Below are 16156 nucleotides of genomic sequence, written 5' to 3' on the forward strand. Positions count from 1 at the left end.
TGTCGGGGTCGTTGGTGCAGTGGCTGCGCGACAACCTGGGCATCATCTCCTCGGCCCCGGAGATCGAGACGCTGGCCAACACCGTGGAAGACAATGGTGGGGCGTATTTCGTGCCCGCGTTCTCCGGGCTGTTCGCCCCCTATTGGCGGGACGACGCCCGCGGGGCGATCGTCGGGCTGACCCGGTATGTGAACAAGGGGCATTTGGCGCGGGCGGTGCTGGAGGCCACCGCGTTCCAGACCCGTGAGGTGCTCGATGCGATGAACGCCGACTCCGGGGTCGACCTGACTGCGCTCAAGGTCGACGGCGGCATGGTGGTCAACGAAACCCTGATGCAGTTCCAGGCCGACATCCTGGGGGTCCCGGTGATCCGGCCCGTGGTCAACGAGACCACCGCCCTGGGCGCGGCGTACGCGGCGGGTCTGGCCGTCGGGTTCTGGTCGTCCGAGGACGACATCCGCGCGAACTGGGCCGAGGACAAGCGGTGGAACCCGCAGATGGACACCACCGAACGCGACCGCCTGTACCGGCAGTGGAAGAAAGCCGTCACCAAGACCATGGACTGGGTCGACGACGACATCAGCGCCAGCTGAGTCCGACTCGTCTCCGCCGGGGCCTGGGCTGAGCCTCTGCGGTGGGTGTCGAGTTGATCATCGTCTGCGGACTCCAGTGGCGAGTTGATCATCGTGTCCGAGCTGAGCGATGAGTTGATCATCGTGTCCGGCTGGGACCGTGAGCAGTAGCGGGCGCCACACCGCTGCGCACTGTGCAGACGATGATCAACTCACCTCCGAGGGTGCAGGCGATGATCAACTCCGATGACATCGGTCCCATGGGCCGCGAAAACGCCGAGTTGATCATCGCGAGAGGGCCCCGCGACGAGTTGATCATCGTGTCCGAGTCCGACTCAGCCCCCCAGCATCGAGTGAGACAGAACCGCGAAGCCGGTCGCCCCGTGTCGGGCGGCCGGCTTCGCGGTTGCGCGGCCGGCCCCGCTGCCATCAAGTGCGACACTGCAGCGTGCCGAACGAACCGCTGCCGCTGACTGCCCGCGGAGCAGCAGACTCGGCTGATCCGACACGACTCGATACCGTGCGCCTCGCAGCGGCGCTGCGGCGCCGCGAGCTCAGCTCGGTCGAGCTGACGCGGGCCCTCCTGGACCGCATCGAGCGCCTCGACGGCGCCCGATCGTTCGACGGAAACCCCCACCACATCAACGCTTTCGTCAGGGTCGACGCCGAGGACGCCCTGGCCGCGGCGGCCGCCGCCGACCGGCGCCGGGCCGCCGACCCCGACAACACTCCCCCGCTGTGCGGCATCCCCGTCGCCCTCAAGGACCTCATCGCCGTGGCGGGCCGGTCGGTCACCGCATCGTCAGCCGTGTTGGCCGACGCTCCGCCGGCCGACCGGGACAGCGATGTCTGGGCCACCCTGCGGGCGCAGGGGATGGTCCACCTCGGGCACGTGCACACCCACGAGTTCGCCGCCGGCGGGACCACCGACCAGGTCGGCAATCCCTGGGATCTCGCCCGGTCAGCCGGCGGGTCGAGTGGTGGATCGGCCGCTGCGGTCGCGGCCCGGCTGGTTCCGCTGTCCGTCGGCACGGACACCATGGGCTCGGTCCGGATCCCTGCGGCGCTGACCGGAACCAGCGCGATCAAGCCGACCCAGGGCGCCATCTCGACGCGCGGGGTGATCCCCCTGGCGCCGTCGTTGGACGACATCGGCCCGATGGCCCGGACCGTCGCCGACGCGGCCCTGCTGTTGGGGGCACTGACCGGCATGGACTATCCCCTGACCCCGCGAGCGGGTCGGCGCCCGTTGGCCGGCACCCGGATCGCCGTCACCCACCGCGTCGCCGCCGATCGCTGCGACCCCGACGTCCTCGACGGTGGGCAGACCGCAGTCCAGGCCGCTCTCCGGCTGGGCGCCGAGATCGTCGAGCTGGAGCCCGGTCCCGCGCCCGACGCGGCCCTGGCCGGGACGCTCATCCGGTACGAGATGGCCGCGCACCACCGGGCCTACCGTTCCCGTCGAGACCACTACCGGCCGATGGTGCGGGACCAACTCGACGCCATCGGCATCGGCCCCACCCGCGAGGAGTACGAGGCCGCACGGGACCGCCGACGGTCCCTGCGTCAAGCCTGGGAGGGGTGGTTCGCCGAGCATGACGTCGACGCCGTCCTGGAGCCGACCGTGGTGATGACGGCTCCGCTGCGGGCCGTTCCCGGATCGTCCGTCCAGGACGATCCCGTCGTCCACCAGCACTTGTCGGAGTACCCGGCCCTGTGGAACCTCACCGGCCAACCGGCCATCGCCCTGCCCGCCGGCCTCGGGTCCCGCACCGGCCTGCCCGCCGGCGTGTCCCTGACCGGCAGCCGGAACAGCGAGACCAGTCTCGTCCCGATCGCGCTCGACCTGCAGGCCGTCCTGGGAGTCGCCGGACCGCCATTCATCTGACGGCCGTCGTGTCGCACCTCCGTCACCCGCAGGTGACGCCGCTTCACAGGCCCACCGTCCCCGGCAGACCCATCAGATGACCTTCATGAAAGACGTCGGCAATGAGTCTGCGCTTCGCGTCGACGGACGTCACCGGGGCGACGACCAATTCGGCCCCGAAACCTGACAGCGTCAGCGCATCGAGTTCGCTGATCAGGTCTGAGATCTCGTGTGGCTCGAAGGAGTACTCGAGGCCGATACTCTGGTCGCCCTCCCAGGGCGGGGGGGGTCGTCGAGTTCCCAGGCGGCGACCATGTGCACGACGTCCCACGACGCGATCTCCCAGACCCGTCGCCATCGCCGCCAGACCGTCCGGGTCGGCCCCGGATACAGGAACCGCACGTGTCCGACGTCCCGTCCTCGATGAACCAGACGGAACACGGCGGGATTACCCCACTCCTCGACCGCCCGGTGCCAGCCTGCAGACGGTGCCTCGTCACCCGCCGACTCGGCATCGCTCACGAAACGATCCGGGTCCGAGCCAACCGCGCCACCACGGCCCGGTGGTCACTGTCCCCCACCCGGTACGTCCGGGTCCCCAGGACCGTCCACACCTCCGGACGGACCAGGACGTGGTCGATGGGGGTGGCCAGCAGAGCGGGGATGCGGGCCGGCCAGGTGCCTTCCGCGCCCCGCCCGACCATCGTGGCCGCGTCGACGTAGGGCGCGAGGTCGGCCATCGGCTCGTGGTCGAGGGTGGTGTTGAAGTCACCGGCGACGATCGCATTCGGCCGCGAGCGGGCCACGTCCACAGCCGCGGGCACGTACGTGCGCCAGGCCCCCAAGCCGACCAGCGTCATCGGGGCGGGCGGGTGCACCGCGGCCAGGGTCGGTCCGTCATGCCCGTCGGGTTCGGCCACCGCCGCCCCCAACTGCATCTCCGGGGCGTCGACCTGCCGGTACCGGCCCAACCGTTCGTCGACCAGCAGCCAGGTCTCCCCGGTGGGCCACAGGTTTTCCCGGGTGCCGAACGACTGCATCCGCCGCCCGTGCGCGGCCAGCCCGTCGACCACGGCGGCAGCCAACACCGCGGGGCATTCCGGCAGCGCCAGCACGGTGGCGTCCTCGGCCACCGCCCGCTCCACGATGGCCGGGGCATCGGCCGCCCCCATCAACGTGTTGAGCAGCAGGACCACCACGTCGGGTTCGCCGGACGCCGTGGCCCGGCGGGGCAGCGCGTGACCGGCCCAGCCCTGCTCCGCCAGCGCGGCGACACTGCCCGCGGCGACCCCGGCCGACAGAGCCGCCACCGCCCCGGCCGTGAACGACAGCACCGGCCGTCGGAGCGCCCGCCGACCGACCACCGCCATTCCTGCGGTCCCGGCGGTCAACGCCCCGAGCACCGTCCGGAAGGACACCGCGTGCACCAGGCCCGTCTGGTGGGCCACCCCGAAACGCACCGGCCGACGGGTCACCGCCGCGGCCATCGCCCCCAGACCCACCGCACCCGCCCAGCGGAGCGCTCCCCGCGGCGTCATCGTCCTGCCCCGGCGGCCGGGGCGACCAACTCGACCACCAGTCCGCGATGATCGCTGGCCCCCGACTGCACCGTGTGCGCCGCAGCCACCGACCAGTCCGCCGGGTCGAACAGCAAGTGATCGATGGGCGCGCCGAGGAGGACCGGCCAGTCCGACGGCCAGGTGCCCTGGGCCCCGGCGCCCGCGGCCCGGGCGGCGTCGACCGCGCCGCCCAGGTCGTGCAGCGGCTGGTGGTCCAGGGTGGCGTTGAAGTCGCCGGCCACGATGGCCGATCCGCCGTCCGCGGCGGTCGGGATGGCCAGGGCCGCCGCCGCGGCGACCGTCCGGGTCCAGGTGTCGTACCCGAAGTCACTGGTCGGCGGGGTGGTGTGCACTGCGGCCAGGGTGGGACCACCGGACACCACCGGGACGACCCGCACCGCCCCCAGCCCGACCGACGGGGTGTCGAGCATCCGGTACTGCCCCATCGACGCCGCGACCAGCAGGCTCGTCTCGGCCCCCTCGTAGGGCTGCTCACGATGCGCGAAGACCTGGTACCCACGGTCGGCGACGGCGGGATCGGCGGCGATCTTCTCGGCCATCCGCCCGGTGGTCTCCGGGAGCGCGACGACGTCCGCGCCGGCGTCCGCGGCGAGCCGGGCGATCTGGGCGGGGGTGGTCGCCCCACCCTCGGTGTTGTACTCGAGCACCGTCACCGTGGACGGGCCGTCCGACACCGGTCCAGGGGCCGCGTTCGCGGTGGGCACGGAACGGAAACCGAGCACGCCGGCATTGACCACGGCGACCGCCAGGGCCGCCCCGGCGACCGCCCACCACACCCCCCGGTCGCGGTGCCGACGCCGCAGCAGGGCCACGACGGCCACCAGCAACGCCACAGCGCCCGCTGCCACCACCGCCCAGCCCCGGAAAGAGATGAGATGCAGCAGACCGGGAACGGCCCCCAGCCCGAAGGTCGCGGGGAAGGTCAGCACGGCGGCCACGGCCAGCAGCACCAGCGCGACGACCACGGTCAGCCAGCGGCTCCGCCCCCGGGGCGGGGGCGGCGACGGATCGACCGGCGCCGGGGCCGCGGCTGAAGAGGGCGTCATGACCGTCCCGACGCGTCGGGCCCGGGACCGTTGCCCGGGGCGCGGAAGTGGACGGCAAGATCACCCCCCACCCGTACGAGGGTAGAGCGACGCCGTCCCGCCACCCGCCTCCAGCGCGCTGCCACCATCGGAACGTGGGGGACGTGCGAGGTACACCGGTGATCGAGGGTGGCGCCGAACTGCCGGCCCTGGCCCCGGTGGACGTGGCGCCCGGCTACCGGTCGCCGTACACGGTCCGCTGGACGCGACCCGCCGACGAGCGGCTCTCCGGGTTCGACCAGCCGCCCTGGAACGACCCCCGCGAGCAGGCCGTCATCCCGTTCGCACAGTGGTCCTCGCCGGCGACCCAGGCGCGCTGGGGGACCTGGGGGCCGCGAGCCCGCCGCTACCCCGCCCCGGCCGTGCGGCTGCGCGGGCGGGCCGCCCGCGAGCGGCTGCTCACCGTCGCGGCCGCGCTGCTGGGCACGGACTACCAGCACCACCACGTACCGGCCTGGTCGCCGCCCGACGGCTGGCCGCAGAAGCCGGTGCACTCCGGGCTCCGCGGGCCCGGTCTGGACTGCAGCAACTACGTCGGCTTCGTCTACTCCTACGCCCTGGGGTACGACCTGCCGACCGGCGTGGTCGCCCAGTCCGAACTGCATCGCAGCACCAGCGAGGGGGCGCTGCTGTCGCATCGCGTCGGTGTCGTCCCCTGCCCGACCGACCCGGCCGGCGCCGGCTGGGACCCGGCCGCCCACCAGGCGTTCGTGGCCGCTCTGGAACCCGGCGACGTCCTCTATTTGCGCAACACCTCCGGCATCGTCTCGCACGCCGTCCTCTGGCTCGGGGACTGCGGCGTCGGCCCGACCGACCTGCCGCTGGTCATCGACTGCGGCGGCGGCAACATCGTCGACGCCCGGCGCACCCCGATCCCGGCCGGCGTGCGGATCCGCCCCTACCGGCCCGTCGGGTGGTACGCCCGGAACACCGCCTGGGCGCACCGGATCGTGCCCGACTGAGCTCGGCGCGGGCTCAGTGGCAGCTGGGCGCCTCACCGTGACCGCCGCTGCCCGGTTGCGGCGGCACGTCCAGCGCCGGGTTGCGGTCGAAGAAGCCGAACGGCTTGAGCCAGAACGAGACGGTGTCCACCGGCATCACCGGCCAGTCCTCGGGGCGGGTGATGTGGTGGATGCCGAACACGTACCAGAGCACGACGTCGGTGTTCTCCAGCGGCTCGTCGTCGGCAATCCAGTCGCTGATGCCGGCATCGATGTCGCTCTGCGTCGGATACGTTCCGGCGGGCCACTTCTCGTCGTCGTGGTGGCGCGTCACCCACAGGTTGTGGCCCATCACCGGGGCCCGCAGGTACTGCGGGGCGGCCGGGTCCATCATCACCGGGAACGTCGCCGTCGGCACCAGCTTGTAGCCGGGGGCGGTGCCGAGGCCGTTCGGCTTGTTCGGGTTGACCACCTTCCAGGCCCGCTGGGTCTCGTACTTCCAGTCCCGGCCGGACTGCGCCTCCGACGCGATGGGAGTGGCGGTGGTCGTCAGGGCCAGGCCGTACGGGTTGTCTGGGCCGACCGGCTCGGCGTGCGAGTCGATCTCGAGCACCGTGTTGTCCTGGCCGTCGACATCCAGGTCCATCCGGGCGACCAGGAAGTGCTGATGGAACGGGGCGTAGGTGCGGTGGTCGACCAGGGTGCCGGTGGCGGGCACGGGCGCACCCTCGGGAATCGGCGTGGTCACCATGATCCCGGTGGCCCGGACCTCGCACTCGATGTTGCCGTCCTGGTAGAAGCGCCAGTAGACGAGGTACTCGTAGTTGGCGACCGTCGCGTGGATCGACACCACGAACCGGCGGGCCCGGCGCACCTCGGTGCGGCCGTTGATCGAGTCGACGTGCTTCCAGAGGACGGCGTTGTCCTCCTCGTGCAGGCACACCGCGTTGGCGATGGTGAACGGCTCACCCGTGGAGTCGGTCAGAACGGCGTCCAGGTAACGAATCTCGCCCAGGCAGTCACAGCCCAGCGTCAACGACGTGGTCATGTACCCCAGGCCCCACTCACCGACGTCGTAGGCGGTGCGGCGGTAGTGGTCGAAGCTGGAATCGCGGTAAGGGACGATCATCTCGGCGAACGACATCCGGTAGGCGACCTCCCGCCGGCGGCCGTGGTCGTCGTAGGCGACCTGGTAGAGCACCGGCCCCTCGCGGTAGTTGAAGCCGATCCGGAACGACCAGTTCTGCCAACGGATCTCGGACCCGTCGATCTCGAACGACACCCCGTCGGGCTGGGTGATGTGCAGGGGCTTGATGTCGTCCCGCAGGGTCTGGCCCGGCACCAGGTCCGGCTCGTACTCGCCCATCACCGGCGCCGGCGCGGCCACCACGTCGGCCCGGTCGATGTCCAGCAGCTCCATGGTGTTCATGTCGACGATGAACTTGAGCCCGGACACCGGGTTCGCGTACGGGTTGCCGGTGGGCGACGACCGCAACCACACGTCGGCCCAGCCGAGCCGCTTGTCCCGCCACTGTTCGGGCATCAGCGCCTTGCCGTAGGTCCAGACGTCGATCAGCACCAGATCCAGGTCGGTGATGCCGCGTTCGGCCAGCGCCGCCACCACCCGCGGGTCCTTCTTCAGCGCCACCTCGCACTCGTGCCACTCGTCGGGCGTGAAGTTGGGGGTCACCCCGGGGACGGCGGTGAACGACAGCACCCGGTCGGCCGTCTCGTCCTCCCCCAGTTCGACCAGGGCCTCGTAGGTGGCGTTGTCGGCCCGGTCCCACAACACCGACAACGACCGCCGGGCCGGACGGCCCGCCTCACCCCGGGTGAAGGCCAGCACATCGGCCTTGGCCGGCTCGTCCAGCGTGATCGACGCGAACCGTCGGGTCGGGGCGAGGTGGTCGGCCGCGCGCAGCGCCGCCGTGGTCCGGCGGAACTCCTGCTCGGACAGGGCATCAAGCGGGTGGATCGCCACCGGGTTCTCCTTACGGTCCGGCACCGCCGCCGTGCGGTGTCCGGCCAGTATGCCGAGGCGGAGCCGTCCCGCCGGGAGGGACCACCCGATGGCGGGGGTCCTGACCGGCGGGTCGGTGGTTGCCTCGACCCACCGGGGCAGCCATAGTCAGACGGAGGGGGCACGACCGGGTACTGCCCGACGGTCCGTCATGCGCGGTCCGTTCGCGTCCCCGGTCCGACCACGGGCCCCAGGCCGGGCGCATCCGTTCGGCCGCCGACCGATCGACCCGTCAGGAGCGCTCTTCGTGGCCACTCGGCTCACCGTGACCCAGACCTACGACGCACCCCCGGCTGCGGTGTTCGCCCTCTTCGGCGACCGCGCCTTCATCGAGGGGCGGGTGGAACGGTCCGGCGGCATCGACCCGCAGGTCGTCTCCGTGGACACCACCCCGGACGGCCTGACGATCGTCACCCGGCAGGGCATCCCCGCCTCGGCGCTGCCCTCGATGGTCTCGTCGATGATGAAGGACGACCCGGTCACCGAGCGGACCGAGCAGTGGCGGGCCGACGGCGACTCCTACGTCGCCGACTTCTCGGTGTCGGTCAAGGGCGCCCCGGCGTCCCTCAAGGGGACCATGACGCTGCGGCCGGCCGGTGCGGGCTCCCAGCTCGACGTCGTCGGCGACGCGGTCGTGCCCATCCCGATCTTCGGCGGCAAGATCGAGCAGGTCATCGCCGAGCAGGTCCGTGAGCTGCTGGAGGACGAGCAGGTCTACACCCGCGAGCGCCTGGCCTCCTGACCAGGGTTCACCCGCCCGGTGGGCCGCCACGGTCCACCGGGCCACGTCAGCCGTGCGAGCATGGTCGACCGTGTCTTCCGCACCGCATACGCCCCCGCCGTCCCCTTCGGCCGCCTCGTCCGCGGCCGCCGCGGACGCCCGGTACGTCCTGACGCTCAGCTGCCCGGACGGGACCGGCATCGTCGCCCGCATCACCGGTTTCCTGGCCGAGATCGGCGGCTGGATCACCGACGCGGCCTACCACTCGGACACCGAAACCGGCCGGTTCTTCACCCGCCAGGAGATCCGGGCCGACTCGGTCGCGATGGACCTCGAGGAGTTGCGCGCCCGCTTCGGGGCCGTCGCCGGGAGCCTGGACGCCGAGACCTTCCACGTGACCCGGCTGGGCACCGGGCAGGAACGCCGCCGCGTCGTCCTGCTGGTGTCCAAGGAGGGCCACTGCCTGTACGAGCTGCTGTCCCGCTGGCACTCCGGGGAGCTGGGCGCCGACATCCCCGTCGTCATCGGCAACCACCCCGACCTGGAACCGGTGGTCCGGCTCTTCGGACTGCCCTTCCGGCTGATCCGGGTCCCGGCCGACGCTGACGGCAAGGCCGCCGCGTTCGCCGAGATCCGCGCCGAGGTCGAGCGGCACGACCCCGACGCCATCGTGCTGGCCCGGTTCATGCAGGTCGTCCCGCCGGAGCTCTGTGAGGCCTGGGCCGGCAAGCTCATCAACATCCACCACGGCTTCCTGCCGTCGTTCCGTGGAGCCCGGCCCTACCACCAGGCCTACGCCCGTGGGGTGAAGCTGATCGGCGCCACGTGCCACTACGTGTCCGCCGAGCTCGACGCCGGGCCGATCATCGACCAGGACGTCATCCGGGTCGACCACGGCGACTCCCCCGCCGACATGGTGCGCCGGGGCCGGGACATCGAGAAGGCCGTCCTGGCCCGCGGGCTCACCTGGCACCTGCAGGACCGGGTGCTCATCGACGGCCTGCGGACCATCGTCTTCGCCTAGAGCGCAGAGCGGACGGCCGGGGGCCGGGCCGGCCTGGGGCACGATGGAGGGATGATCGGAGAGCCCGGCGACCTCTACTCGGTGCACGTCGAGGCACCCTCACTCGACGACCTGCGCGATCCGGTGCTCGTCGTCGCCCTCGACGGGTACGTCGACGCCGGCAACGGCGTGCGGTTGGCCGTCGACTCGTTGTTGGCCTCGCTGCCCCATAGCGTGGTCGTCACGTTCGACGTCGACCAGCTCATCGACTACCGCGCCCGCCGGCCCGTGCTGACGTACGAGAAGAACGCGTTCATCGACTACGCGGCACCCCGCCTCGTCGTCCACCAGGTGACCGACTCCGACGGCACCCCGTTCCTGCTGCTCTCCGGTCCCGAACCGGACACCCAGTGGGAGCGGTTCGTCGCCGCCGTCGGCGAGGTCGCCGACCGGCTCGGCGTCCGGCTCACCGTCGGGCTGATGGCCATCCCGATGGCCGTCCCGCACACCCGGCCGACCGGCATGTCCAGCCACGCGACCCGGCCCGGGCTACTGCCGGACGCCGAGGACGCGTTCGGCACCATCGCCGTCCCCGGACACGCCACCGGCCTCATCGAGTACCGGTTCGGTCAGGCCGGCCGGGACGCCATCGGCTTCGCCGCCCACGTCCCCCACTACATCGCCCGCTCCGACTACCCCGAGACGGCGCGCACCCTGCTGCAGGCGACCGCGGACGCCACCGGCCTGCTACTGCCGACCGCCGACCTGGACGCCGCCGCGGCCACCGTGCGCACCCAGCTGCAGGAGCAGATCGCGGGCAACGCCGAGGTCAGCGCCGTGGTCGAGGCCCTTGAGCAGCAGTACGACACCTTCGTCTCGGCCACCGGCCGCGGGCTGCTCGCCCAGTCGGCCCCGCTGCCCACCGCCGACGAGCTGGGAGCGCAATTCGAGGCGTTCCTGGCCGATCGGGAGAACCCGGACGGCTGACCGCGCGACGACCTGGGACCGGCAACACGGAGGCCTTCCAGGCCGATCGGGAAAACCCGGACGGCTGACCGCGCGACGACCTGGGACCGGCAACACGGAGGCCTTCCAGGCCGATTGGGAGAACCCGGACGGCTGACCGGAACCCGCCCGGGGCGATGTGCGCGCAGCGGGTGGATCGGTGACGGGCCCCGGACGACGTACAGTCCCGGTCTGTGGCCTCCGAGAGCCCCCCGTTCCTGGCCCTACCGGTCAAGGAGCACGGTCCCGTCCGCGCGATCCTGTTGCGCGTCGTCATCGCCGTGCTGTGCGTCGTCGCGTGCACGACCCTCGTGTACCTCGAACGCGACGGGTACCGCGACCTCGACGGCAAGATCGACACGCTCCTGGACGCGCTGTACTACGCGACGGTCACCCTCTCGACCACCGGCTACGGCGACATCACCCCGGTCACCGAATCGGCCCGCCTGACGAACATCGTCATCATCACCCCACTGCGGTTCATCTTCCTGATCGTGCTGGTCGGCACGACCATCGAGGTGCTCACCGAGCGCAGTCGCCAGCAGTTCCGCACGTCCCGGTGGAGAAGACGAGTGAAGAAGCACACGGTGGTCATCGGTTACGGCATGAAGGGCCGCTCCGCGGTCTCGGCCCTCATCGACCAGGGCCACGCACCGGAGAGCATCGTGGTCGTCGATTCCGAGCCCGGCAACATCAAGGCAGCCACCGCCGACGGCTGCGTCGGCGTGCTGGGCGATGCCCGGCGCGAGGAGGTGCTCCGGCAGGCCGCCCTGCCGGCCGCCGAACGGGTCGTGGTGGCCGCGGACCGCGACGACACCAGCGTCCTGGTGACGTTGACCGCCCGTCGTCTCGCCCCGCACGCCACCATCGCCGCGGCGGCCCGCGAGGAGCAGAACATCGCCGTGCTGCGGCAGGGCGGCGCGGACGTCGTCATCCCGACGGCGGAATCCGCGGGACGCATGCTCGGGCTGTCGATCACCGCACCGGCCGCCGGAGAGCTGATCGAGGACCTGCTCGAGCCGGTCGCCGGCCTGCAGATCGCCGAGCGCGAGGTTCGTCCCGAGGACGTGGGTCTGGCCCCCGCCCGGCTGAGCGCCCGCGGCGAGATCGTGCTCACCGTGATCCGCAACGGCGTCGCCCACCGTTTCGACTCGGGTGGGGTCAAGGTGTTCCAGCCCGGCGACCGGATCGTCGTCATCAAGGCCACCGGCAACGAACGACCGTCCCGGTCGGACGGGGTCGATCCTGCGACCGAGCGCCGCGACCGCGACCGGCTCCGCTGAGCTCGGCCCACATCGGCTCAGGTCGGCCCGCGTAGCCGGCCTACCCCGGAACCACCCGGGCGGGAGCGGATCGTCGGCAGCGCTCGTGCGAGAGTGTCAGGGCACGACACCGGGCACCGGTGTGCGCGCAGGGATCACACAGTGTTCGTCAGGAGGTACCGATGGCTGAAGCCGATGCCACGGCGCAGTCGGAGTCGTCGGCCGCCGAGGGCTGGCGGCAGGTCGCCGGACGGGCCGACCTGCAGCAGGCGTTGCAGGCCGTGGTCGACCTGGCCGTCGACAGCAGCACCGCCCCGCGGGCCAGCGTGACCCTGGTCAAGGACCGCTATTCGCTCGAGACCGCGGCTCGCTCGGACGAGCTGGTGGGCCTGGCCGACCAGCTGCAGTACGACCTCGAAGAGGGGCCCTGCCTGGCGGCGGCCGAGGACGGCGGGGTCTGGCTCATCCCGGACACCACCACGGATCAGCGGTTCCCGCGCTGGTCGCCCGCGGTCGCCGAACTGGGACTGCGTTCGGTGATGAGCATCCACCTGTTCACCCAGCGTCAGGTGCTCGGCGCGTTGAACCTTTACTACGACCAGCCGCAGCAGTTCAGCGCGGACGATGTCGAGGTGGCCAAGGTGGTCGCGGCCCACGCGTCGGTCGCGCTGGCCCGGCTCCGGGGTCAGATGGACCTGTGGCGGGCCATCGATTCCCGGCACCTGGTCGGCCAGGCGCAGGGCATCCTCATCGAGCGTTTCGGATTGAACTCGGAGAAGGCGTTCGAGGTGCTGCGGCGGTACTCGCAGCAGCACAACACCAAGCTGCGGGACGTGGCGGCCGCGCTCGTCGAGACCGGCGCACTGCCGGCCGAGGCGTCCGAGACGCCGGGCAGCGACCGGGGCAATCGGCGGGCCACCGTCCAGCCGGCCGCCGACGGTGACCCGTCGACGGCCGGCTGACCGGATCGCAGTGGAACGGCTGGTCGGGGTTCAGCCGTCCCAGGTGGTCCGGAGCTTGAGGGCGATCGCCCGCAGCCATCGCGAGACCTGCATCTGGCTCACGCCGATCTCGGCGCCGATCCGGGACTGGGACCAGCCCTGTCCGAAGCGGAGTTCGACGACCTGACGCTCGCGGTCGGTCAGGGCCTCGAGCAGCCGACCCACCGCCATCCGGTCCTCGATCTTGCCGATCTCGTCGTCCTGGGCGCCCCAGGACTGGGCCATGGCCCAGCCCGCGCCCTGCTGCTCGTCCAGCGACGGCGGCCGGCAGAGGGTCGTGGCCCCACGGGCTTCGACGACGTCCGCTTCCGTGGTGTCGCAGAGCTTGGCCAGCTCGGTGTCGGTCGGGCGGGCACCCTTGCGCTGCCAGTAGTGCTGTTCGGCCTCGTTGATGGCCGCGCGCAGTTCCTGGATCCGCCGGGGCGGCCGGACCAGCCAGGAGTGGTCCCGGAAGTAGCGCTTGATCTCGCCGACGATGGTGGGGACGGCGAACTGCAGGAAGTCCTCGGACAGACCGGGACGCCAACGGCGTACCGCCTTCACCAGGCCCAGGTAGGCCAGTTGGTCGAGGTCCGACCGCTCGACCCCGCGTCCGGAGTACCGGGCTGCGATCGAGCGGGCGACCGGCAGGTACTCGGTCACCACCTGCTGGCGCAGGCGCTGCTGCCGCCGCTCGTCGACGCAGGACTCCGCCTCATCGAGCAGTTCGCGCATCCGGCAGGCCCGGTCACGAGAAGGGGCGGACGAGATGGTGGCGGCCGGTCGCGACGGAGCCGCGACGGCTTCCCCCGCGCCGGAGTCCCCGGCGGGGGGCGCGGGCTCGACCGCCGGGGCGGGCGAGTCCACCGGGCGAGCGGGTCCAGGAATGATGGTCGTCGCCAGGTAGCGATCGGAGGTGGTGGTGGTTGCTGGTCGATCAAGGACGCCGATCGACAACAGATCATCTGGTGGCACGGTAACTCCCCGGGAATCGGGTCGAGTTCCTGGCGCCTCTTCTGGACCAGGACCCCATAGCAACACCGGACCGGCCGGGAATCAAGCGCTGCCGGCCAACTCTGCCGTTTCGAACGGGTTTAGCCTTCGTTTGCGGTACACCGGTGGCCGATCGAACGGAGACGATGTCACCATGCGCGCGCACGAAGCTGCCGATCCCCCGGCCACCGGTCTGCCGATGCTCCGGACGTTGCTGCTCCTCCGACACGCCACGGCCGACTCACCGCCGGCGACCTCCGACCGGAACCGGCCACTGTCGCCCCACGGGCGCACCGAGGCGGCCGCGCTCGGACGCTGGCTCGTCGACCAGGAGCGGGACGGGACCTGGTCGCCGATCACCGCCGTGTTGTGCTCACCGGCCCTGCGCACCCGGGAGACGTTGCAGGGCCTGGGATCGGGCCTGTCGGCCACTCTGGTCGAAGAGCTCTACGGGGGCGGCGTTCCCGACGTCGTCGACGCCATCGCCATGGTGCCCCCGGAAGCTGCCACGGTCCTGGTGGTCGGCCACGCTCCCGGAATCCCATCCACCGCAGTGGATCTCGACGACCTCGCCGCCGAGACCGGTGAAGCACCGGCGAATCGTCCGGTGCTGCAACGCTTCCCGCCGGCCAGCCTCGCCGTTCTGCAGACCACGTCGACCTGGTCCGCGATCGGCGACGAGGGCGCCACCCTGGTCGGGGTCCGGCACCCGTGACGACCACGCACAGCGGCGGCGGACTCGGCCCGCCGGGTCGGCTGCTGGTCGGTACCACCTCGTCGGCCGTGCCGTGGGAGGGTTCGGCCGGCCTGCCCGACGGGTGGCCCGCCGCCGGGTCCGGTTCCGACACCACGACTCCCGGCGCCGCGGCACTCACCGTCTGGGACGTCTTCGGCGCGCTCCCCGGCCGGATCGCCGACGGCACCGCGCCGACGACCGGCGCGGGTGGCGTCGAGCGACTCGACGCCGACCTCGACCTGCTGGCCGAACTCGGGGTGCGGGCGCACCGCGTCACGCTGTCCTGGGCGCGGCTGGCTCCGCAGGGTCAGGTCGACCCGGGCGGTGCGGGCAGCGACTTCTACCGGCGCCTGCTCGACGGCCTGCGCGACCGCGGCATCGCCCCCTGGGTGGCGCTGCACCACTGGGACCTGCCGCTGTCGCTCATGGAGCAGGGCGGGTGGCTGGCTCGCGAGACGGCGCACCGGTTCGCCGACTACGCCGCGGCCGCGGCCGCGGCTTTCGGCGACCGGGTGGCCGCCTGGACGACCGTCGACGAACCGGCGACGGTCACCGCACTCGGCTACGGCGTGGGGATCGATGCTCCGGGGTTGACCCTGCTGGGTGGCGCGTTCTCGGCGGCGCACCACCAGCTGCTCGCCCACGGGCACGCCGTGACCGCACTGCGGGCCGCCGGCGCGGTCCCGGTCGGCATCGTCAACGCGCACACCGTCGTCCGGCCCCACAACCCCGGATCGACGGCCGACCAGGCGGTCGCCCGCTTCGTCGACCTGTACCTCAACCGTCAGTTCGCCGACCCGGTGCTGCGCGGGCGGTACCCGCGGGCCCTGCATCGGTCACTGCCCGAGATGGGTGACGAGACCCTCGTGCACGACGGTGATCTCGCCGTCATCGGGCAGCCGTTGGACTTCTACGGCGTCAGCTGGGACCACCCGCTCACGGTGGCCGCGGTCCCTGAGAACCGTTCCGTGCCCTTCAGTCTCGAGACGCCCGATGGGCTGCCGCTGACCACGACCGGTCGACCGGTCGATCCCCAAGGGCTGCAGCAGACCCTGTCCGACCTCAGCCGCCGGTATCCGGACGCCCCGCCGCTGATCGTCGCGGCCAGCGGGGGCGCCTTCGCGGCAAGGACGGACGGCGCCGATGAGGACCGGATCGCCTTCCTGGACGCACATCTCGCCGCAACCGAGGCCGCGCGGGAGGCCGGCAGCGACGTCCGCGCCTACTTCCACCGCTCCCTGCTCGACGGCTGGGAATGGACCGACGGCTGGTCGGCCCGGTACGGGCTGGTCGCCGTCGACCGGGAGACGGGCCACCGCGTCCGCCGACCAGCCTTCACCCACCTGCAGCAGCGGTTGGCCGAGAGACCGCTTCAGGACTGATCTCCCGGC

General features: G+C 71.9%; 15 protein-coding genes. 10 read left to right on the forward strand and 5 right to left on the reverse strand.

From position 1 onward, the window contains the following. Both FDO65_RS15855 and FDO65_RS15860 read left to right on the forward strand, forming a co-directional pair. Positions 1-593 (forward strand): FGGY family carbohydrate kinase (locus tag FDO65_RS15855; protein ID WP_240757660.1); only part of this gene is annotated, 593 nt, incomplete at its 5' end. A gap of 499 nt (positions 594-1092) precedes the next feature. Then, positions 1093-2460 carry an amidase gene (locus FDO65_RS15860; protein ID WP_166442231.1) on the forward strand — a complete coding sequence of 456 codons (1368 nt, stop codon included), beginning with the start codon at positions 1093-1095 and terminating at the stop codon, positions 2458-2460. 43 nt (positions 2461-2503) lie between these two features. Here FDO65_RS15860 and FDO65_RS15865 read toward each other — a convergent pair whose 3' ends face one another. The 3 genes from FDO65_RS15865 to FDO65_RS15875 all read right to left on the reverse strand — a co-directional run bounded on the left by FDO65_RS15865 (position 2504) and on the right by FDO65_RS15875 (position 5065). Further along, positions 2504-2797 carry a hypothetical protein gene (locus FDO65_RS15865; RefSeq protein ID WP_137450714.1) on the reverse strand — a complete coding sequence of 98 codons (294 nt, stop codon included), beginning with the start codon at positions 2795-2797 and terminating at the stop codon, positions 2504-2506. Between the two features lie 160 nt (positions 2798-2957). After that, positions 2958-3977, reverse strand: coding sequence for an endonuclease/exonuclease/phosphatase family protein (locus FDO65_RS15870; protein ID WP_137450715.1), 1020 nt, complete (start codon positions 3975-3977; stop codon positions 2958-2960). Further along, a complete protein-coding gene (locus tag FDO65_RS15875; protein ID WP_137450716.1) occupies positions 3974-5065 on the reverse strand; it encodes an endonuclease/exonuclease/phosphatase family protein in 1092 nt (363 codons plus the stop codon). Before FDO65_RS15875 ends, FDO65_RS15870 begins: the two co-directional genes overlap by 4 nt. Before the next feature lie 134 nt (positions 5066-5199). Between FDO65_RS15875 and FDO65_RS15880 the strand changes: the two genes are divergently transcribed. After that, positions 5200-6066, forward strand: a complete 867-nt coding sequence (locus FDO65_RS15880) for an NlpC/P60 family protein (RefSeq protein WP_166442232.1) — start codon at positions 5200-5202, stop codon at positions 6064-6066. 13 nt (positions 6067-6079) lie between these two features. Here FDO65_RS15880 and FDO65_RS15885 read toward each other — a convergent pair whose 3' ends face one another. Next, positions 6080-8026 carry a primary-amine oxidase gene (locus FDO65_RS15885; RefSeq protein WP_137450718.1) on the reverse strand — a complete coding sequence of 649 codons (1947 nt, stop codon included), beginning with the start codon at positions 8024-8026 and terminating at the stop codon, positions 6080-6082. Positions 8027-8312: 286 nt separating this feature from the next. Between FDO65_RS15885 and FDO65_RS15890 the strand changes: the two genes are divergently transcribed. The 5 genes from FDO65_RS15890 (at position 8313) to FDO65_RS15910 (ending at position 13018) form a co-directional block, all read left to right on the forward strand. Next, positions 8313-8807: a DUF2505 domain-containing protein gene (locus FDO65_RS15890; RefSeq protein WP_166442233.1), complete on the forward strand. Its 495-nt coding sequence runs from the start codon at positions 8313-8315 to the stop codon at positions 8805-8807. Positions 8808-8877: 70 nt separating this feature from the next. After that, positions 8878-9810, forward strand: coding sequence for a formyltetrahydrofolate deformylase (gene purU / locus FDO65_RS15895; protein ID WP_137450720.1), 933 nt, complete (start codon positions 8878-8880; stop codon positions 9808-9810). Between the two features lie 51 nt (positions 9811-9861). Further along, entirely contained in the window at positions 9862-10776 is a 915-nt protein-coding gene (locus FDO65_RS15900) for a PAC2 family protein (protein ID WP_205850096.1), read from the forward strand. 212 nt (positions 10777-10988) lie between these two features. Further along, positions 10989-12077: a potassium channel family protein gene (locus FDO65_RS15905; RefSeq protein ID WP_137450721.1), complete on the forward strand. Its 1089-nt coding sequence runs from the start codon at positions 10989-10991 to the stop codon at positions 12075-12077. A gap of 161 nt (positions 12078-12238) precedes the next feature. Next, on the forward strand, positions 12239-13018 hold the full coding sequence (locus FDO65_RS15910) for a GAF and ANTAR domain-containing protein (protein ID WP_137450722.1): 780 nt from the start codon (positions 12239-12241) through the stop codon (positions 13016-13018). A gap of 30 nt (positions 13019-13048) precedes the next feature. On the opposite strand, the gene FDO65_RS15915 is transcribed toward FDO65_RS15910, so the two are convergent. After that, positions 13049-13903 (reverse strand): sigma-70 family RNA polymerase sigma factor, encoded by an 855-nt coding sequence (locus FDO65_RS15915; RefSeq protein WP_137450723.1) that lies wholly within the window; start codon positions 13901-13903, stop codon positions 13049-13051. A gap of 280 nt (positions 13904-14183) precedes the next feature. Here FDO65_RS15915 and FDO65_RS15920 point away from each other — a divergent pair, with 280 nt between their 5' ends. Further along, on the forward strand, positions 14184-14744 hold the full coding sequence (locus tag FDO65_RS15920) for a SixA phosphatase family protein (protein WP_137450724.1): 561 nt from the start codon (positions 14184-14186) through the stop codon (positions 14742-14744). Further along, on the forward strand, positions 14741-16147 hold the full coding sequence (locus FDO65_RS15925; protein ID WP_166442234.1) for a glycoside hydrolase family 1 protein: 1407 nt from the start codon (positions 14741-14743) through the stop codon (positions 16145-16147). Before FDO65_RS15920 ends, FDO65_RS15925 begins: the two co-directional genes overlap by 4 nt. The last annotated feature ends 9 nt before the right edge of the window (positions 16148-16156 follow it).

Source organism: Nakamurella flava (genome assembly GCF_005298075.1).
Classification (GTDB): domain Bacteria; phylum Actinomycetota; class Actinomycetes; order Mycobacteriales; family Nakamurellaceae; genus Nakamurella; species Nakamurella flava.

Bases quoted from the DNA above. Each gene is read 5' to 3' on its own strand.
- FDO65_RS15865 (WP_137450714.1), bottom strand. From the start codon at position 2,797: ATGGCGACGGGTCTGGGAGATCGCGTCGTGGGACGTCGTGCACATGGT.
- FDO65_RS15870 (WP_137450715.1), bottom strand. From the start codon at position 3,977: ATGACGCCGCGGGGAGCGCTCCGCTGGGCGGGTGCGGTGGGTCTGGGG.
- FDO65_RS15875 (WP_137450716.1), bottom strand. From the start codon at position 5,065: ATGACGCCCTCTTCAGCCGCGGCCCCGGCGCCGGTCGATCCGTCGCCG.
- FDO65_RS15900 (WP_205850096.1), top strand. From the start codon at position 9,862: ATGATCGGAGAGCCCGGCGACCTCTACTCGGTGCACGTCGAGGCACCC.
- FDO65_RS15910 (WP_137450722.1), top strand. From the start codon at position 12,239: ATGGCTGAAGCCGATGCCACGGCGCAGTCGGAGTCGTCGGCCGCCGAG.
- FDO65_RS15920 (WP_137450724.1), top strand. From the start codon at position 14,184: ATGCGCGCGCACGAAGCTGCCGATCCCCCGGCCACCGGTCTGCCGATG.